The sequence below is a fragment of the Brevundimonas sp. MYb52 genome (genome assembly GCF_002979535.1).
Lineage (GTDB): Bacteria > Pseudomonadota > Alphaproteobacteria > Caulobacterales > Caulobacteraceae > Brevundimonas.
In genome coordinates, this window is record NZ_PCPB01000001.1 from 376,476 (window position 1) to 393,971 (window position 17,496).

Sequence of the window (17,496 nt, forward strand, 5' to 3'; positions counted from 1 at the left end):
AATCGACGATCAGACACGCCTGAACCCTCCCCAACAGCGCGGAGAATAGCCCCATGAAACCGTTCACCGCCGGGCCTTTCGGATGGATGCTGGGGCTCATCCTGCTGGCGGCCGTCGGATGCGCCAAGAAGCCGCCGGAGCTCCCCGGGGTCGCCGACGACCCCGCCTGGGAGGTCGTCCGGATCTGGAGCGGCGCCCCGATAGGCGACATGCCGGTGCCGCTGCCCGAGGCCCGTGTGCTTCAGGACGTCGGCTGGCGGAAGATCACCCTGTTGCGGGATGTGTCCACACCTTCGGTGACGATCATACGGCCGCGCGAGGGCACGGCGACGGGCGCGGCTATGGTGATCCTTCCCGGAGGCGGGTTCGGCGGACTGGCGTGGGACGTCGAAGGCACAGAGGTCGGCGAGTACCTGGCGGAGCGGGGCGTCACGGCCTTTGTCGTGCGATACCGGGTCCGCACGCCGCCGAGCTCCGCCTGGCTTTCCCTGGCCACCAAAGGCATCAACGGCGCTCTGGAGCCAGGTCGCATCGCGGCGTCCCAGGACGCCATGCAGGCCGTGCGGTTGATTCGGCAAAACGCCGACCGCTACGGTGTCGATCCGGACCGCGTCGGGATGATGGGGTTCTCTGCAGGCGCGATCACGCTGTTGCGCGTCCTCCAGGACGCCGACGAGGCCTCTCGCCCGAATGTCGCCGCCTCCGTCTACGGTCTGCTGTTCGACGACGCCGTCAGACCCGAGCAGACCCCGATGTTCGTCGCCGTGGCGCAGGACGACCTGGTCAAGGACGCCCGCAAGATCGAAGCGATCTGGACCGCCGCGGGCGCACCCCTGGAAATGCATGTCTACGAATCGGGAGGGCATGGCTTCGGCCTGGGACGCCCGGGGACCGGCTCCATGGCCTTCCGGGCGGACTTTGAGACCTGGCTCCGCGGCGAGGGCTATCTTGCGCCGCGCGCGGCTGCGGGTACGGCGACGCCCTGACTTCGCGGGCCGGGTGTATCACCGGGCCCGGCTTGGCGCGCCAGGCGCAGCCCCGCCTCGTGTCGAAGGCGGGAGGCCGCCGCTCTCGCTCCGCCAACCACGCCTCTACGGGCCGGGCGTTCGGTCCCAACGCCGCGGACGCCACGGTTCATCGCCACGGCCTGGAGCATCAGACCGGCGAGGGCGCCACAGGTCAGATCCTGCCTGCGCCCTGGCGAGGGTGACGCCTTCGACCTGATGCGCCGATGTCGCGGTTTTCCACCGGAAGTCGGCGGGGACGTTGCGCGATGTCGTCGTCGCCGCGACGCCTTCGGCGTGCGTGAGGACGGGGCTCGATGCGGCCACGAGATCGCGGCGGCTCAGTGTCGGCATGGCTTGGGCGTCCACCTGTGGGGAGAGGGCGCCGCCAGGCCCTCACAAGGGGTTGTACTGGGCGCCGGAACCGATCGCCTCACGCAGCATCGCCCGCGGGGCCGCCTGTGGATCGGGGCCGCTGCTGCTCACCTGATCGAAGACCATCATCTCCTGGTCGGCGGGCCGATAGGGCCGCCAGCGGGGCATGCCTGGATGGTTGGGATCGCCTTTTCGCGCGAACGCCGCCCAGGCGCCGGAAATCTGTTTCGTCAGCGTGTCGGCGTCCGGCCGCGGGCTAAGCCCGATGGTGAGCGGCAGTTCGGCGGTGTGCATCGCGCGCAAGCCCGGCGGCAGCCGTGTGTCCAGGTCCATGCGATAGAAGTAGACCGGCGGGCTTTGGTCGCTCTTCAGATCGGCGAGCGTGACCATGGCGCGCCCGAAGCTGGCGTCCGAACTGATGCGGAAATAGCTGTCGGACGGCGTGTCGGAAGGAAACGCTGTCCGATAGGCGTCGACGACCCCGGGCGCGGCTTCGGGCGGAAGGCCCAGCTTGGCGGCGGCGAGGCGGGACGGCACGTCCGGCCATTTCAGGTCGAAGAGACCCGGCTGGCCCAGGGCGAACAGGGTGAGTTCATCCTTGCAATATCCCAGCAGGAGCGGAACGTTCGCCGCCGTGGCGGGCGCCTGGGCCCACGGCTGCGCCGTCAAGGTCCGGCCGTCCGCGACGGGCAGGTTGCCGGGGGCGCCTGCGCCCGTGAACCTGTCGAACGGAAGGCGCTGCAACGCCGCCACGTCGCTGGCGCCGACCCGCGCCATGAAGTCGCGGGTCTGCTCCGCAGCGACCTGTGGGGCGATGGGGTCAGGATAGAGGCCGCTCTGGATGATGGCGCGTCGAAAAAGACCCTGCGCCTGGGGCATGGCGAGCAGCAGGCTGACCTTGATGCCGCCGCCGGACTCGCCGAAGAGGGTGACATTGGTCGGATCGCCGCCGAAGGCGCCGATATTGTCCCGGACCCAGCGCAGGGCGGCGACAAGATCGAGCATGCCGGGATTGCCGTCCGCAAAGTCCGGGGAAGCGCCTCCCATGTACATATAGCCCAATGCGCCCAACCGGTGGTTCACCGTCACGAGCACGACATCCTCTGCGACCGTGAACCGGTCGCCCAGGGTGCCGACCAGGCCCGTCCCGCTGGTGAAGCCGCCGCCGTGGATATAGACGAGCACCGGCCGCCGGGCGCGATCAACGGCCGGCGTCACGACGTTGAGGACGAGACAATCCTCCCCCAGGGTTTCCGGCATGGCAGCGATTTCCGCTGAGCGGTTGCCGGTGAAATAGTCGGCGAAAGGCCCGGTCATCGGTCCGGTTCCCGCCTGGGGCGCCCGCTGGCCCGGCCGGGTGGCGTCCCGAACGCCCTGCCAAGGAACGGGCGGCGCGGGAGGGCGGAAACGACGGGCGCCACCGGTATCCGCACCGTAGGGCAGGCCAAGGAAGATGGAGGCCCCGTTCCGAACGAACCCCTTTGCCCGGCCCTGCCGGGTCCTGGCGATCGGATCTCCCGTCGCCGCGAAGCTGCGCGCCGGGATCATCGCGGACATCCCGGCGATCAACAGGTGAGATGTGACGGTCCGGCGATCGGGTCCTGTCATCGCGACTTCCTCCAGCGGCTGAATTCGGGTTGAACCGACGCCGTTTGGTACACTTACGAGCAAGGTTGATTGCAAAGATTAATCCCGAAAACGTTGTCTGCAAGGTGTTTCTGAATTCCTTTCTCAGGGCTTGAAACGCTGTCTGAACTTCCGCCTCGGCCCTCAACACAGCCGTCGCCGCATAGCGGGAAACGGAGACCGAATAGACGCCTGCACAGACAGCCCATCCCATGGTTTTCTCTGCCAGTTCGAAAGCCGACCATGACGGCTTCCGGTCGGCCGATCGGCCGGTGTCGATCGCGCGCTCGAAGGCGAGGCGGTCGCTCTCGAGCGTGGCGCTGTCCTCGATCGTCACGTTGTGGTGGATAGCCCGGAAAGCGAAACCCGGCACAGGGTCCTGATCCAAGTTGAAAACGTTGTCGAGACATGGTTCGATTGTCGACTTACCCAGGGGCCGTTGGCCTGCCCAATAGCGCGGCGCTGGAAAGAACAGCCCGCCGCCTCACCGACGACCTGAAAGGATCAGAACCATGATCGACCGCAGAACCCTTCTCGCCGCCGGAACCCTGGCGACCGCCCTGACTGGGGCAGGGGCGGCCCAGGCACGGCCGCGGGAGCTTCAGTTTCCCGCCAACTTCCTCTGGGGCGCGGCCACGGCGGGTCACCAGATCGAGGGCAACAACATCAACGCGGACATCTGGGTCGCCGAGAATGCGAAGCCCACCATCTACGCCGAGCGGTCAGGCGATGCGAACAACAGCTTCGAACTCTGGACGCAGGATCTGGACATCGTGAAGGCGATGGGACTGAACACCTATCGATTCAGTCTGGAGTGGAGCCGCATCGAGCCCAATCCTGGCCAGTTCTCCACCGCTATGCTCGATCACTATCTGCGGATCATCGAGGGCTGCCGGGCGCGGGGGATCAAGCCGATTGTCAGCTTCAACCATTACACCACTCCGGTCTGGTTCGCGGCGCGGGGCGGATGGACCCAAACGGACGCGCCAGCCCTTTTTGCCAACTTTTGCGACAAGGCTGCCCGTCACCTGGCCGCCGACATTGAATATGCAACGACCTTGAACGAGCCGAACCTGATCCGGGTCATCCAGGCGGGCCTGGCGCCCGCGCAGTTGAGCCAGTTCAAAACCTACATTGAGGCTATGAGCGCAGCCGCCGCGCGCTCTGTCGGAAGTGAACGGTTCGTCAGCGGCAACACCATCAATGTGCCCGATCTCGAGGCCTTCACGTCGAATTTGATTGCTGGCCACCAGCAAGGGCGTGCGGCCATCAAGGCGGTGCGGTCAAGCCTGCCGGTCGGGGTCACCCTCGCAATTGTCGATGATCAACCTGCTGGGGAAAACAGCCTTCGCGACGCCAAGCGCGAGTTCCAGTACGGCCGCTGGCTGGAGGCCGTACGCGGAGACGATTTCCTCGGCGTCCAGAACTACGAACAGGCGCGTTGGAGCGCGACAGGCAAGGTCGAACTGGAAGGGGAGGGCGACCGCGGCTCGGCCAACCTCCTGATCGTTCCTGCGTCCGTGGCCAATGTCGTTCGTTACGCGTACGAGAAAACCGCCTTGCCGATCATGGTGACGGAACACGGCTTCAACGCCAGCGATGACGCCGTCCGAGCGCGCAACATTCCGCTCTGCCTTGCAGAGCTGCACAAGACCCTTGGTGAGGGTATTCCGCTCCTAGGATATGTCCATTGGACGCTGCTGGACAACTTCGAATGGATATTCGGCTACGCCCACCACTACGGGCTTGTAGCCGTCGACCGGACGACGTTCGCGCGCACCCCCAAGCCAAGCGCCGCAGTCCTGGGACGGATAGCTCGGCGGAACGCCCTTCGGACATCCTGAGCGCCGTCGGGGCTGCGACCCGGTCTGACGCGCCAGCCTGTCCGGGAACAGGGTCGAGGTCGCCGAATCTCGACGGCATCGACCCTTAGCTGATGAGAACCAGCTTTCCGGGACCGGCAGCGCCGTTTCAACCCCATCGCCGCCGCCACGCGTTCGTCTGTTTCGCCATGCAGCACGGCAGAATAGGAGCGGCTGGATTGCGGGAGCCCGCCGATAAAGACGATGCCCACGCCTTGGGCGGCGAGACGCGCGAACCGGTCGAGATCGGCCAAGGCGATCATTCGCGCGTCCAGCCGGCGATGATCTTCAATCAGTCGCTCGACAATCCCGGGGCGAACGTGTCGCCAGAACGCGTCTGCGGCCGTAACGACCCGAGGGGCCTTCCAGATATCGGCGGAGATGAAACCGGTCGTCTGGAGATAGGCGATGGCGGAGGCCTTGGACTTCAGGCCGATCCAGAAGGCTTCGAGCCTGCGTCGTTTTGCTTCCGCCAGGAACCGCTGAACCTGGCGCATCCTGATGCTCTTTCGCCTGGTCCAGCATCCATTGCCAACCTCCCTGGGACTTCGATGAGGATCGCAGGTTCCTTCGGGACGGCGAGCGGAGAATATTCAGGGGGGGGCAGATCGTTGCGGGGCGCCTCCGTCCGGGAGGGCAAGCGCAGAGCGTCACAAGCACGCCATCAAGCCGGGAGGTCATAGGTTCGGACTGTGATGGCGTCGTCCTCGAAGTCGAGCTCGAGCGCCTGATTGACCAGCGGGTCCGGGGTTTCGGCGAGGGTTTCTATCGCCGCCTCGAGAAGCTCGCGTTGCTGATCGGGACGACACTGGGGGATGAAGATTACGAGACCGGCGTGAAGGGGCTGGTTGCGATAGAGCCGCCGAAAGTCCTGGGCGTTGTTGGTGACGAAGGTGAAGTCTCCGTCGATGATGCAGGGCATCAGATCCCAGTCGGTCGTTCCGCTTAGCCCCAGCCAATTCACGTGACTGCCCTGGTGCCCCAAAGCGTTCGCGACCTCTACGAGAGAGGTGTGCAGGCACTCGTCGAACAGGAAGTTCACCGCTCCGTCGTCGCCGGCGTCTTGCGGCTCAGACGCCGCACCGCCGTGGGGGCGAGACCCGAGGCCTCAAGCCGACGGGGACGGCCCCGGCGGGGATGAGCGGCGACCCAGACCTTCGCCAGGCCGATGAGCCGGGCGTCGAGCTTGGGATATCCCGTCAGGAGCTCGGCTTCGCTCGCCCCTGCGTCCAACATGGCGACGACCCCATGGACGGGGATACGAGTGCCCTTGAACACAGGTTCGCCCGCCATCACCGCCTTGTCGGTCGCGATCGCGGCCTCGGCTTCGGTCAGGGTCTTGATCCGGGCGCTGACGTCGCGGCGCGCGGCGGCCACATCGACCATCAGAAACTCACCCGCCGACAGACGTCGGGCCTTGGGCGTCGCCGAAAGCCTTTGGAACAGGTCGATTCGGCGCTCGATGGGCAGCTTGCCCGCCAGGCCGTGCTCCAGACGCAGTCGGACCAAATCCTCGCCCGTCAGAACCCGGGGCTTCAGACGCCCGGTCCTCGGCGCGGCGGCCACCGTCACGAGCCCGCGGTCGATCGAGTTGTTGACCGCCTTGAGCGCGAGACCGCTTACCGCGGCAGCCTCAGAGACAGTGTAGAGTCGGTCGGTCGCGGACATAATTGTTCTCTCCTGAGAGATCATTTAATCCTCGCCTGCTGAGGTTTCAAGATCGGTCGGTCCGCCATGGCCTCTAAGCCGGTTCATGGAAGAGCAGTCGCGCCGGCGCCGGCAAGGCGTGAGGAGGGGGCTCCTCAAGCTCGGTTCCCGGGCGCACTGCGGCGAGGATCAGCCGCTCCAGGCATTCTATCGCTTCGCGCTTTTCCTCCAGATAGTCGTGCTGGACGTAGACCGACATCGTGATCGAAGAGCCGCCGCCCAGCTCATTGGCATGGTTGAGCAGCTTGGACAGGATGAAGGGACTGACCCGCGCCTTGGCGAGCCGGGTCGCGCCGCTGCGACGCAGGTCGTGAACCGTGATGTCGGGGATGTCGATCGCCGCCCGGATGTCGCGCATGGCGTGGCTGATCGCCGAAGGATGGATCGCTCCGGGCGTCTCGCCGCGGCCGACAAACACGAAAGGCGAGGGCTTCTCGCCGTCGGGAGGCTTTGGCCGCAGCGCCAGGGCTTCTCTGATCAGCAAGATCGAGAACTCACCGAGCGGGACGACGGTCGTACGGCCGGCCTTGGTGCGACCCGCCGGGATCGTCCAGGTCCGCTCGGCGAAGTCCAGTTCGGCGACCCTCATCTCGGCGACCTCGGCGCGGCGCTGCAGCAGGAGCGCCGCCAGCTGGATCGCGATCCGGATCGGCCGGCCGACCATGAGGGCTTCGTCGCGGCCCTTCGGAAGCGGGCGTCGATAGCCCGAAGTGTCCTCAAGGGCCCGCCAAAGCGCCCGCAGTTCCGTATCGTTCAGGACTCGGGTGCGCGGGGTTTCCTCGGCGAGATCGTCCAACTGCTGGGCGGGGTTCTTGAGAACCCGGTCCTCGGTGATGCCCCAGGCGAAGATCTGGCTGATGAGACTGCGAGCGCGGTTCGAGGTGACGCCCTTGCCCTCCTGAAGGATGTCCCGGAGACGCTTGCGCACGACGGACTTGGTGACCGCCTCGATTCGGAGAGAGGCGAGGGGGCGCAGGTGGTTCTTGTAGAGGTTCCGCTCTGAGAGGATCGTGGGGGGGCGTTTGCGCTTCTTGCTCGGACGGTACTCTCCGCTCTCCGTCGCCTGGAAGTAGCCCTCCGCCATGTCGTCGAAGGTCCGGAGCAGCTGTTCCTTGGCCTCGGCCTTGACGGCCTGAATCTCGACCGCCGGATCACGACCGTCATCGACATCCGTCTGAAGCTTCCTCGCCTTGGCGCGCGCGCCGGCCACGGTGAGGGCTTGCTTGTCTCCGGCAGCTTGGTCCGGCGATACATACCGACCCAGGCGGACGCGGGGCTGGGTCCCGTCAGGGCGGCGGTAGCGATAGCCCCAGACTTTAGAGTGCCCGGAAACGCGCAGGTATAGACCTTTCAGGTCGGTGTCCCAGAGTTCGAGTCGCTCGCCCTCAGCAGTCTTGAGCGCGGCCACGCTCCGGTCTGTCAGTCTTGTCGCAGCCATCGAATTCCTCGTCCGCAGTTCCCAAAATTTTGGGGAGCAAATGGGGAGCAAAATGCAGGAACTCGTAGAATAGCGTTGAACCGTGGTGTGTCAAAAATTATCGAATAAACAATGGACTAGAACAGTCCTGAACAGTCCTGAACAGGCTCTTTAGGCCGCTGGGGGTCAAGGGGTCGCAGGTTCGAATCCTGTCGCTCCGACCATTTCCTCAGGGAAATCGGTTGGTTAAAGGGGTCGCTTTCGGGCGGCCCCTTTTGCAATTGGGCGCCTGTGGATGTCCTGCGCGCCAGGCGCGGGCAGGGCGCGAATGAGCGCCTATTCGTTTGACGAACCATCATTCAGAAATCATAGATAATTCAACATTTCTGGAGGTCGCGTGGCGGGTTCAAGGCCTGGTTTTTCCTCGGACGGCATCGCCGACACGCTGGCCGTTCGCATCGTGCGGGGTGAACTGGCGCCGGACGCCAAGCTGCGCCAGGAGCATGTCGCCGACGAGTTCAGCGTCAGCCATGTGCCGGTGCGCGAGGCCTTCCTGCGGCTTGTGGCCAAAGGCTTGGCTGTTAGCCGGCCGAACATCGGGGTGCGGGTCGCGCCTCTGGACCAGGCCGCGCACCGTGAGGTGAAGCTGATGCGCGCTGCGCTGGAGCCGCTGGCTCTGCTGCATTCGGCGCCCAATCTGACGCAGGACGACATTGGGCGGCTGGAGGCCTTGAGGTTGGCCTGCGATCAGGCGGACAACATCTATGACTGGGAGGCGGCCAATCGCGCCTTCCATCTGGGGACCATGGCCGCCTGCGGCATGCCGCGCCTGCTCGAGGAAGTCGGTAATCTGCAATTGCACGGCTCGCGCCATATGCTGGCGCAATACAAGGATCGGTGGAAGCCTCGGCCGGACGCCGATCATCGCGCCCTGATGGCGGCCATCCGCACGCGAGACGTGGTGGCGGCGGTCGCGACGTTCGAGCGCCATCTGGCGAGGGCGGTCTAGCCCGGCCTCGTATCCGCAAACGCTCGCGCGGCCGGGGTGTCCCGGCCGCGCAAGCGGGCGATCAGCCGGCCTGTTCCTGGGTGCGCTCAGGAACGATCTCCCGGCACGCGGCTGCGGCTTCGACGACCTCGGCGCGCTTCAGGTTCAGCTTGTTGAAGAGCAGGGTGTCCTTGTCCTCGCCGGGGTTGTCGGCGGTCAGCAGGGTGTCGCCGACGAAGATGGAATTGGCGCCGGCGAAGAAGCACATGGCCTGCAACTCGTCGCTCATCTCCGAGCGACCAGCCGACAGACGGACATAGGCCTGCGGCATCAGGATGCGGGCCGTGGCGATGGTGCGGACCATTTCGATCGGGTCCAGCGGCGCCATGTCGGCCATCGGCGTGCCCTTCATCGGCATCAGCATGTTGATCGGCACGGATTCTGGCGGCTCTTCCAACTCGGCCAGGGTTCGGAGCATGTCGATGCGGTCATCCGCCGTCTCGCCCATGCCGACGATGCCGCCCGAGCAGACATTGATCCCCGCCGCGCGAACGCGGTCCAGGGTGTTCAGTCGGTCGGCGAAGGTGCGGCTGGTGATGACCTCGGAATAGTAGCGTTCCGAGGTGTCGATGTTGTGGTTGTAGTAGTCGAGGCCGGCGTCCCGCAACTGGGCCGCCTGGTCGTCGGTCAGCATGCCCAGGGTCATGCAGGTCTCCAGGCCCATGTCCTTGACGCCCCTGACCATGGCCAGGACGCCGGGCATGTCGCGCGCCTTGGGCGAGCGCCAGGCCGCCCCCATGCAGTAACGCGTGGCGCCGGCCGCCTTGGCCTTGCGCGCCTCGTCCAGCACGCGCTGGACCTCCATCATCTTGGATGCTGACAGTTCAGAGTCGTAGCGCGACGACTGCGAGCAGTAGGAGCAGTCCTCCGGGCAGCCGCCGGTCTTGATGGATAGCAGCTTAGAGCACTGGATCGTGCTGGGTTCAAAATGGGCGCGATGCACTGTGTGAGCGCGATGGAGGAGGTCCATGAACGGCATGGCGTATATCGCGTGCGCGTCAGGTTTCGAATTATCTATCATTCTGTCTATCTGCATGAAGATTCTGCGTGTCTCAGATTGATCATAGATAACAAGATCGAGCATTCTGGTATGGTGAATATATTATATATAATAATAGACATCGAAACGTCGCTGGCGTGCCGTGGCGCGCGACTTTGCGGCGACGCCTTGGAGTTTCGTGGCAGACAGGACGGCGCTCCGATGCACAAGGCGGCCTGTGACGGCTGGTTCGTCTCAACAAAGTGGAGACGGCCCATGCCGCAGGTCAACGACACCGTTCATATCCGTCTCTCGATCCGCGGCGTGTCCGGACCCTTCTGGCAGACCAACGCGACCGTGGCCTCTGTCAGCGGAGCGTCTCTCCTGCTCGACGGCTTTGATCGGCAGGTGCCGGCGGTGAGGTCGGAGTTGAAGGCGGCAGGTCCGGGGCGCTGGACGTTGGACTGGGAGGTCAAGCGCCGGCCGTGATGGGACGAGAACGCGGCGATCCGACCGCCTCCAAATTCAAGCGTCAGGGAATTTCGATTGGCGCCTTCATCGCGAGAATTTCGCGTGTGCGGCGGGTGATGCCGTAGAGCGTGCCAGGCGCGCTTTCGTCCCAGTCGACAGCCTGACCCTCGGCCTCCATGCCCAGGGTCTCCACGTGATCCAGCACCCCGCCGCCGTCAGGGAAGGCGACCACATAGAGCTCTGGGTGGTCGTGGCCGCTGAGATAGAGCCGACCGTCCGGACCCCAGCCGCCGCCGGAAATGCTCATCGGTGCGATTCGCTCGAGGATGGAAGCGGGCAGGGCCCAGCTCTCGGTACGCCGCCACTGGTCGTCGAAGCGGACCAGGGTGGTGTGGCGGTGGTCGCGGGGGGCCTCGCCGCCGCGTCCGTCATAGTTGGCGAACATCCCCCACCAGGCCCCGTCGTGGCGCTCGATCCAGGTCAGGGAGCCGGTCCCCAGTCCCAGGGCGACGCTGCGGACATGATGCAGGTCCTGCGCGTCGAAGATCTCGACCGTGCTGACGTGCGGCGTGCCGGGGAAGTTGGAGCTGGCGCAGACCAGCTCGGCGTTGATGAGGGTGCAGGAGTTGATGTGTGGGAAGCGCTTGGGATCCCCCGACCACTGGGCCTTCTTCTCGCCGGTCGCCTTGTCGTAGCGGGTCAGGGACCAGTTGGAGACGGCGTAGACGTCCTTGGAGCCGACGGCGACGCCCTGTCGCGCGTCGGACGGATAGCGGCGGACGGTTTGCAGTTGTCCCGCGAGGACGGGGGCGGGCAGCTGGGGCGTGGCCTGCTCGGAGGCGGCCAGGGCGAAAGCGACGAGGGTGGTGATCAGCATGGGCGGTCTCTGGAAGAGGAAGGCCGCCCTCCGGTCGGGAAGGGCGGCCTGAAGGGGATCAGAAGCTGGCGGACAGGCCGACCCAGAAGGTGCGGCCGTATTCAGCGGACTCCTGCAGATAGCCCTGGTTCGGGCCGGTCACTTCGCGGCGGCCCGCGTCGTTCAGGTTCTGGCCCTCGACGAAGACCGTCATGCCGTTGTCGAAGCGCCAACTGATCGAGGCGTCATAGAGGTGACGGCCTTTCCAGTACTGATCGGCGTTGGGAATGGTGTCGTTGATCGTCTCGAGGAAGCCGCCGACGTAGTTGTGCGAGATGCGCGCCTCCAGCGGACCGCGCTGGTAGTAGATCGAGGCGTTGGTGGTGGTGTCTGGCTGCTGAAACAGGCCGGTGTGGCGCTCGCCCGCCGAGGTCAGGAAGGTGAACTCGGTGTCCAGGAAGGTGGCGTTGGCGCTGACGCCGAACCCGTCGAAGGGCGCCGGCAGCATGGTCAGGGCCTGCTGGAAGCCCAGTTCGATGCCGCGGATTTCCGCCGACTGGGCGTTCATCGGGGTCGAGGCCAAAACGTCCTCCAGACCCCGACCTACGTCCATGCGCTGGACCGAACTGAGGCTGAAGATCTCATTGTCGATCGACTTGCTGAAGACCGCGACCGAGACCAGGCCGTCCGTCGGGTAGTATTCGAACGACAGGTCGAAGCCCTCGCTCTCGCGCGGCTCCAGATTGGGGTTGCCCCGCGACAAGGTCGGCTGGGAGCCGTCGAAGCTGACGCTCTCGGTCGCCGCCAGGGAGCCGAAGTCCGGGCGGCCGATGGTGTTGGTCCAGGCGGCGCGCACCACCATGTCTTCGCGCACGTCCCAGCGCAGGTGGACGCTGGGCAGCCAGTTCTCATAGCCGCCCTGGTTGTGGGCCGGGCTCAGGACGCCGCCCGTGTTGCGCACGGCCTGGGATTCCACCTCGGTCTTCTCGTAGCGGAGCCCGCCCAGCAGGGTGACGTCGCCGATGCGGTAGCTGGCCTGGCCATAGGCGGCGTAGACGTCCTCGGTCACGTCATAGTCGCCGGTCGGCAGGGCGGTCGTGGCGATGAAGCGGTCGCGGTTGGCGGCGAAGAAGCTCTCGGCCAGACCGGCGTCGATGCGGGCACCCAGGTCATAGCGGCCCTGGATCAGTTCGCTGGGGCCGGCCACGTCCACCTCGTCGAAGGTGAAGGCGAAGCCGGGCGCGGTCTTGTAGTCGGTGCGGCTGCTGGCGAAGGTGCGCTCGCTGGAGCGCAGCAGGCCGCCGAACTTGACCTTCAGATTGCGGTCGAAGCCGCCGTCGTCGAAGGCGGCGTTGAAGCGGGCCTGCACCGTGTCCTCGTCGCTGGTGGTCAGGGACACCCGGCGTTGCTGCAGGTTGTAGAGCTTGGCGTCGCGGAAGGCGGTCGGGTTGGTTGGCGTGAAGACGGGGAAGAAGTCCGAGGTGTCGTAGCTGAAGCCGAAGTTGGAATTGGCCGCCGTGCGGAACTCATAGGACGTGTTCGGCGTCTCCAGCGCGGCGGTCGAGTAGGACAGGTCGCCGTCCAGGGTCCACAGCGGCGCGGCGTTCCACTCGAAGCCCGTGCGCAGCAGGCCGATCTCGCGCTTGGTAATCGGCTGGTTCAGGCCGACGATGTTGCGGCCCGCCGCGAAAGTCCCCGAGGTCTGGGTCTGGTTGGAGACATTGCCGTTCGGCTCGGTGCGGAACTCGATCCGTTCCTCATCGTCCTCCATGCTGGCCCACAGGGCCGAGGCCTCCCAGCGGAAGTCGTCGCTCGGGCGCCACTCCAGCTTGCCGTTCAGGCCTGAGCGCTGCTTGGTGTTGTTGTACCAGAACAGGCGGTGTTGGGTCGGCACCTGAATGCCGTTGCCGGTGGCGGAGCCCGAGTCCACCGGCTTGCCGTCGGCGTCGTACTCGCGCACCGAAGGGGCGGCGACTTCGACCTGCGGGATGTCGTAGTCCAACTGTTCGTGCGAGGCGCCGACCACCACGCCCCATTCGTCATTGGCGCCGAAACGGCGGCCGGTGGCGAAGCTGAGGCGATAGGACGGGTCGTCGTTGCGAACGTCGCCGTGGCGCTCATAGACGCCATACGAGGCCATGCCGTCGAAGAAGGGACCCTTGCGGTCAAAGGCGCTGCGGGTGCGCACATTGATGACGCCGCCGATGGCGTTGGCGTCGTTCTCGGGCGTCACCGTCTTGATGACCTCCAGGCGGCCGGCCATGACCGAGGGGACGATGTCCATCGGCACGGTGCGGGCGCTCTCGTCGACCGAGCCGACGAAGGCGCCGTCGATGGTGGTGCGGTTATAGGTCGAGGCCAGACCGCGCAGGATCGGCCAGCGCGGCTCGCCCTGGTCCTCCATGATCGAGACGCCGGGGATGCGGCGCAGGGCGGCTGCGGTGTTGTGGTCCGGCAGCTTGCCGATGTCGTCCGACGAAACGGCGTCCATGACTTCGAACTGACGGCGCTTGACAGCGATGGCGGCGCGCTGGGCCTCGCGCTGGCCGGTGACGACGATCTCATCGACTTCGGACGTCGCCTCCGTCTGAGCGTCCTGAGCGGAGGCCGAACAGGGCAGAGCCAGGATGGGCGCGCAAAGCGCGGTGCTCGCCAGCAGCCAGGCTGCGGCGCGGTGAGAGGCGATGGTCATGAAGGAATCCCCGGAAGCGTTACCTGGGGGCGGGGGCTAGGCCGTGCCAGCGACGGGTTCGCTTCAGGCGGGCTATTGTTCCGTCATGTTTTGGCGATGCCGGAGTGACGTTCTATCCGGAACCGTGGTTGCTATATGCTTGGGCGAAGGCGACGACGGCGCGGCGTAAAGAAATGCCTCGTGACGAACGGAACCTTCGCGCAGGCTTTCGGGTTGATTGGTTGATCATCGGGTGAAAACCGGATGATTGAGGTCAGAAACATCGTTCAGCAATGAACGAAGCTCGGCCCCCAATGAAAGCCCGACGCGCACCCCGAGAGGGGCAACTCCGGGCTTTCGCTGTATCTGGCCCCCTGATTGGACACGCTCGGCCCTATTTGGCGCCGGGTTCGCGTTCGGCCCAGCGCAGCAGCGGGATCAGTGGCAAGCCCCAGCCGACGCCGGCGACCGTGAAGAAGATCAGGTCCAGCCACCAGATGTTCGGTAGGCGATCGTTGATCGTCACCGCGCCCCAGACCCAGAAGGCCAGGAAGAACAGGACGCCGATCGTGGCGACGAATCGGCGGGCCCGCGGCGGCATCAGCGCTTACTCCGGAACAGGAAGAAGGCGACCAGGCAGATCACGGCGGCGAGCATCGACCAGACCACCCAGAGCCAGTCGCCCAGCGTCGCCACGGCGAAGACGCGGATAGCCAGGAAGGCCCCGCAGCCGGCGCCGACGGCGGCGACCAGAATGGTCCCGCCCAGGCCACGACGGCCCGTCAGCAGGTCGGCGATCCAGGCCAGGGCCAGAGCGCCGACGACGGCGATGGCGATATCCGTATATGGCGCCACGGGCGCTCCTTCAGAATGGTGCGACGCTCTGGCGTCGAAAGCGACTCGATCTTGCCGCGCTTGAGGGGCATACCGCCCCGGTCGCCCGGTGGGTTTGGCGACAGTGTATCGGGGCGAACGGCAGGCGTCGAATGAACCGTTTTGTAAATCAGGATCAAAGCCGCGCGGTGGCGTTGTGGCTGTTCTTCAGCGCGGCCATGGTTTTCGCCATGGTGGTCATCGGCGGCGTCACTCGCCTGACGGGCTCGGGCCTGTCGATCACCGAGTGGAAACCCATCATGGGCGCCATCCCGCCGCTGAACGACGCCCAGTGGGCCGAGGCCTTCGACAAGTACAAGGCCATCCCTCAGTACGCCCAGGTCAACGCCGGCATGAGCCTGGGCGAGTTCCAGGGCATCTTTTGGTGGGAGTGGCTGCACCGCCTGGTCGGGCGTCTGATCGGCGTGGTCTTTGCGGTTCCTTTCCTGGTCTTCCTATTGCTGCGACGGATGCCGAAGCGGTTGATCGTGCGCTGCCTGGTGCTGCTGGGCCTGGGCGGGCTGCAGGGCCTGATCGGCTGGTGGATGGTGTCCAGCGGCCTGTCGGAGCGCGTCGATGTGGCGCCCGAGCGGCTGGCGACCCACCTGGGTCTGGCCTTCCTGATTTTCGCCGGTCTGATCTGGACGGGACTGGAGGCCTGGAGCGGGTCGGACCATTCGCGCTCGCCTCGTGGCTGGACCTGGGGCGCCGGGCTGCTGCTGGCTGCGGTCTTTGTTCAGTGCCTGTTGGGAGGGCTGGTGGCCGGGGCCAAGGCGGGCTTCATCTATACCGACTGGCCGATGATGAACGGCGCGGTCTTCCCGCCGGTCGAGTGGGGCAAGGGCGCCGTCGCCTTCCTGCACGATCAGGGGCTGGTGCAGTTCAATCACCGCATCGGAGCCTATCTGCTGCTGGCGGCGGGGACGGCCTACGCCATTCACGCCTGGCGCTGGCGGCTGGCCGAGGGTCTGGGCGTTGCGGCCTTTGTTCTGGCAGGGGCGCTGTGGCTGCAGGCTGGGCTGGGCGTCGTGACGCTGATGCACGCCGTGCCGAACACTCTGGGTGCGCTGCACCAGGCGGTGGCGGCCCTGGTGCTGGGCGCGGCGACGGTCAACCTGTGGCTGGTTCGCCGCTCGCGCCCGCGCCTGTTCATGAGCGGACCGCGTTCCACGGGCCTCTGATCGCCAAGGTCAGGCCGGGGTACATGATGTTCACGAACAGGACGCTGCCGTCCGGCGAGAACACGGCCCCGGCAAACTCCGAGTTCCCGGTGAAGACGTTGCGGGCGATGGTGTAGAGGCGACCGTCGGGGGTCACGCCCTTGATGTGGTTGCGCACCTCGTCGGAATAGTTGTCCTCGCAGACGATCAGGTGGCCCCAGGGCGCGATGCACAGGTTGTCGCCCATGTTCATGGTGCGCAGGTCTGTGCTTTCCACGAACAACTGGATGCGGCCCGGCGAGCGGGCCTCGTCCGCGCCGCCTTCGTCGGGCGAGGGGACGTAGCGCATGATCTGGCCCCGGCGCAGCGGCCCGCCCGAGGTGGCGGTCAGGTAGAGCTCGTTCTCGCCCCAGAAGATCCCTTCGCCGCGCGCCACCTTGACCGCGCCCGCCGCATGGCCGCGGTGGCGCAGGTCGTCCTTGGGCGATTCCACGTCCTCCATGTCGATCCACTCGACCTCGCGCCAGTCGTTGACGGACCAGACACGGGCATCGTGGTTGGAACTGTCGGCGGCCGGCTGGCCCTTGAAGGCCATGGCTTGCAGCCGACCGCCGCGCGCCAGCTGACCCGGAACGGTCGGGATAAAGCGATAGAAGAGGCCGTCGCCCTGATCTTCGGTCAGGTAGGCGATGCCGGTGCGCGGGTCGATGCAGACGGCCTCGTGGTCGAAACGGCCCATGGCCTTCAGCGGCACGGGATCGACCAGGCCGGTCGCGTCGGCGGGCACCTCGAACACCCAGCCGTGGGCCTTGCTCACGTCAGCGTCGGCGGGGGTCTCGACTGTCTCCTCGCACGTCAGCCAGGCGCCCCAGGGGGTGTGGCCGCCGCAGCAGTTGGTCGAGGTCCCGGCCAGCGACAGGTGCTGGCGGACTGTTTTGCGGGTCTCGAGGTCATAGACAAGGGTCGTCGTGCCGCCGGGCAGGGGGCGCCCGTCCTTGTAGGTGTCGTAGGCTTTTGACGCGTCCAGCAGGCCGAGGCGCTCATGATGGAAGCCGCCCGGCCCCATGTTGCGGTGAAGCGCCCGCCCGCCCTTCAGTTCGTGGTTGCGCACCAGGGCGACCGTGGTGGGGCTCAGCGCGAAACAGCCCATGCCGTCGGGCTGGCCGGGGACCAGCAGGCCGTCGTCCATGGTTTCGCCGCTCTGGGAGATGACCTGGTAGGAAAAGCCCTCGGGCAGGTCGAGCAGGCCGTTGGGATCGGTCTTCAGCGGGCCATAGCCCTCGACCTGATTGACGTAGGTCTCCTCGCCCGCCGATTGGGCGTGGACGTTGCGGGCGAAGCCGGCGAAGGCGAAGGCCGCAGCCCCGGTTGAGATCAGTTGGCGGCGTTGCAGGCGCATGAGGGACTCCGTTTGACGGCCGAGCTTAGACCGTTTGCGGACGACAGG

16 protein-coding genes are annotated in these 17,496 nt (G+C 66.1%); 5 read left to right on the forward strand and 11 right to left on the reverse strand.

Annotated features, from left to right (window positions below):
* The first annotated feature begins 53 nt into the window (after positions 1-53).
* Positions 54-986 (forward strand): alpha/beta hydrolase, encoded by a 933-nt coding sequence (locus CQ039_RS01790; RefSeq protein WP_105562170.1) that lies wholly within the window; start codon positions 54-56, stop codon positions 984-986.
* Between the two features lie 414 nt (positions 987-1,400).
* Here the strand turns inward: CQ039_RS01790 and CQ039_RS01795 are convergent, their stop codons facing one another.
* Positions 1,401-2,936: a carboxylesterase/lipase family protein gene (locus CQ039_RS01795; protein WP_158255973.1), complete on the reverse strand. Its 1,536-nt coding sequence runs from the start codon at positions 2,934-2,936 to the stop codon at positions 1,401-1,403.
* A 581-nt stretch (positions 2,937-3,517) separates the two neighbouring features.
* On the opposite strand from CQ039_RS01795, the gene CQ039_RS01800 reads away from it, so the two are divergent.
* A complete protein-coding gene (locus CQ039_RS01800) occupies positions 3,518-4,849 on the forward strand; it encodes a family 1 glycosylhydrolase (RefSeq protein ID WP_105562172.1) in 1,332 nt (443 codons plus the stop codon).
* On the opposite strand, the gene CQ039_RS16495 is transcribed toward CQ039_RS01800, so the two are convergent.
* From CQ039_RS16495 to CQ039_RS01815, 4 genes are all read right to left on the reverse strand, one after another.
* On the reverse strand, positions 4,744-5,364 hold the full coding sequence (locus tag CQ039_RS16495) for a hypothetical protein (protein ID WP_146112121.1): 621 nt from the start codon (positions 5,362-5,364) through the stop codon (positions 4,744-4,746). The genes CQ039_RS01800 and CQ039_RS16495 overlap by 106 nt on opposite strands.
* Positions 5,365-5,531: 167 nt before the next feature.
* Entirely contained in the window at positions 5,532-5,909 is a 378-nt protein-coding gene (locus tag CQ039_RS01805) for a DUF5615 family PIN-like protein (protein WP_105562173.1), read from the reverse strand.
* Positions 5,906-6,535 (reverse strand): DUF433 domain-containing protein, encoded by a 630-nt coding sequence (locus tag CQ039_RS01810; RefSeq protein ID WP_158255974.1) that lies wholly within the window; start codon positions 6,533-6,535, stop codon positions 5,906-5,908. Before CQ039_RS01810 ends, CQ039_RS01805 begins: the two co-directional genes overlap by 4 nt.
* A 73-nt stretch (positions 6,536-6,608) precedes the next feature.
* The gene (locus CQ039_RS01815; RefSeq protein WP_105562175.1) at positions 6,609-8,012 is read right to left on the reverse strand and encodes a site-specific integrase; all 1,404 of its coding nucleotides are present in this window, start codon (positions 8,010-8,012) and stop codon (positions 6,609-6,611) included.
* 376 nt (positions 8,013-8,388) lie between these two features.
* Here CQ039_RS01815 and CQ039_RS01820 point away from each other — a divergent pair, with 376 nt between their 5' ends.
* Positions 8,389-9,000 carry a GntR family transcriptional regulator gene (locus CQ039_RS01820; RefSeq protein WP_199183537.1) on the forward strand — a complete coding sequence of 204 codons (612 nt, stop codon included), beginning with the start codon at positions 8,389-8,391 and terminating at the stop codon, positions 8,998-9,000.
* A 61-nt stretch (positions 9,001-9,061) separates the two neighbouring features.
* Here CQ039_RS01820 and bioB read toward each other — a convergent pair whose 3' ends face one another.
* A complete protein-coding gene (gene bioB, locus CQ039_RS01825; RefSeq protein WP_369831534.1) occupies positions 9,062-10,123 on the reverse strand; it encodes a biotin synthase BioB in 1,062 nt (353 codons plus the stop codon).
* A gap of 171 nt (positions 10,124-10,294) precedes the next feature.
* On the opposite strand from bioB, the gene CQ039_RS01830 reads away from it, so the two are divergent.
* On the forward strand, positions 10,295-10,507 hold the full coding sequence (locus tag CQ039_RS01830; RefSeq protein ID WP_105562197.1) for a hypothetical protein: 213 nt from the start codon (positions 10,295-10,297) through the stop codon (positions 10,505-10,507).
* A gap of 43 nt (positions 10,508-10,550) precedes the next feature.
* On the opposite strand, the gene CQ039_RS01835 is transcribed toward CQ039_RS01830, so the two are convergent.
* The 4 genes from CQ039_RS01835 to CQ039_RS01850 form a co-directional block, all read right to left on the reverse strand.
* Positions 10,551-11,366 (reverse strand): hypothetical protein, encoded by an 816-nt coding sequence (locus CQ039_RS01835; protein ID WP_105562177.1) that lies wholly within the window; start codon positions 11,364-11,366, stop codon positions 10,551-10,553.
* A 58-nt stretch (positions 11,367-11,424) separates the two neighbouring features.
* Positions 11,425-14,037: a TonB-dependent receptor gene (locus CQ039_RS01840; RefSeq protein ID WP_105562178.1), complete on the reverse strand. Its 2,613-nt coding sequence runs from the start codon at positions 14,035-14,037 to the stop codon at positions 11,425-11,427.
* Positions 14,038-14,410: 373 nt separating this feature from the next.
* Positions 14,411-14,617, reverse strand: coding sequence for a DUF2842 domain-containing protein (locus tag CQ039_RS01845; protein WP_105562179.1), 207 nt, complete (start codon positions 14,615-14,617; stop codon positions 14,411-14,413).
* Positions 14,617-14,871: a transglycosylase gene (locus CQ039_RS01850; protein ID WP_105562180.1), complete on the reverse strand. Its 255-nt coding sequence runs from the start codon at positions 14,869-14,871 to the stop codon at positions 14,617-14,619. Before CQ039_RS01850 ends, CQ039_RS01845 begins: the two co-directional genes overlap by 1 nt.
* A 131-nt stretch (positions 14,872-15,002) precedes the next feature.
* On the opposite strand from CQ039_RS01850, the gene CQ039_RS01855 reads away from it, so the two are divergent.
* Complete coding sequence (locus CQ039_RS01855; protein ID WP_105562181.1) at positions 15,003-16,070, forward strand: COX15/CtaA family protein; 1,068 nt, start codon at positions 15,003-15,005, stop codon at positions 16,068-16,070.
* Here the strand turns inward: CQ039_RS01855 and CQ039_RS01860 are convergent.
* Positions 16,039-17,448 carry an alkaline phosphatase PhoX gene (locus CQ039_RS01860; protein ID WP_105562182.1) on the reverse strand — a complete coding sequence of 470 codons (1,410 nt, stop codon included), beginning with the start codon at positions 17,446-17,448 and terminating at the stop codon, positions 16,039-16,041. The two genes, CQ039_RS01855 and CQ039_RS01860, sit on opposite strands and share 32 nt — an antisense overlap.
* Between the last annotated feature and the right edge of the window lie 48 nt (positions 17,449-17,496).

Excerpts from the sequence above, each read along its gene's own strand:
- bioB (WP_369831534.1), bottom strand. The coding sequence starts at position 10,123 with ATGCTCGATCTTGTTATCTATGATCAATCTGAGACACGCAGAATCTTC.
- CQ039_RS16495 (WP_146112121.1), bottom strand. The coding sequence starts at position 5,364 with ATGCGCCAGGTTCAGCGGTTCCTGGCGGAAGCAAAACGACGCAGGCTC.
- CQ039_RS01860 (WP_105562182.1), bottom strand. The coding sequence starts at position 17,448 with ATGCGCCTGCAACGCCGCCAACTGATCTCAACCGGGGCTGCGGCCTTC.
- CQ039_RS01840 (WP_105562178.1), bottom strand. The coding sequence starts at position 14,037 with ATGACCATCGCCTCTCACCGCGCCGCAGCCTGGCTGCTGGCGAGCACC.
- CQ039_RS01800 (WP_105562172.1), top strand. The coding sequence starts at position 3,518 with ATGATCGACCGCAGAACCCTTCTCGCCGCCGGAACCCTGGCGACCGCC.
- CQ039_RS01835 (WP_105562177.1), bottom strand. The coding sequence starts at position 11,366 with ATGCTGATCACCACCCTCGTCGCTTTCGCCCTGGCCGCCTCCGAGCAG.
- CQ039_RS01815 (WP_105562175.1), bottom strand. The coding sequence starts at position 8,012 with ATGGCTGCGACAAGACTGACAGACCGGAGCGTGGCCGCGCTCAAGACT.
- CQ039_RS01830 (WP_105562197.1), top strand. The coding sequence starts at position 10,295 with ATGCCGCAGGTCAACGACACCGTTCATATCCGTCTCTCGATCCGCGGC.
- CQ039_RS01790 (WP_105562170.1), top strand. The coding sequence starts at position 54 with ATGAAACCGTTCACCGCCGGGCCTTTCGGATGGATGCTGGGGCTCATC.
- CQ039_RS01855 (WP_105562181.1), top strand. The coding sequence starts at position 15,003 with ATGAACCGTTTTGTAAATCAGGATCAAAGCCGCGCGGTGGCGTTGTGG.
- CQ039_RS01845 (WP_105562179.1), bottom strand. The coding sequence starts at position 14,617 with ATGCCGCCGCGGGCCCGCCGATTCGTCGCCACGATCGGCGTCCTGTTC.
- CQ039_RS01810 (WP_158255974.1), bottom strand. The coding sequence starts at position 6,535 with ATGTCCGCGACCGACCGACTCTACACTGTCTCTGAGGCTGCCGCGGTA.
- CQ039_RS01795 (WP_158255973.1), bottom strand. The coding sequence starts at position 2,936 with ATGTCCGCGATGATCCCGGCGCGCAGCTTCGCGGCGACGGGAGATCCG.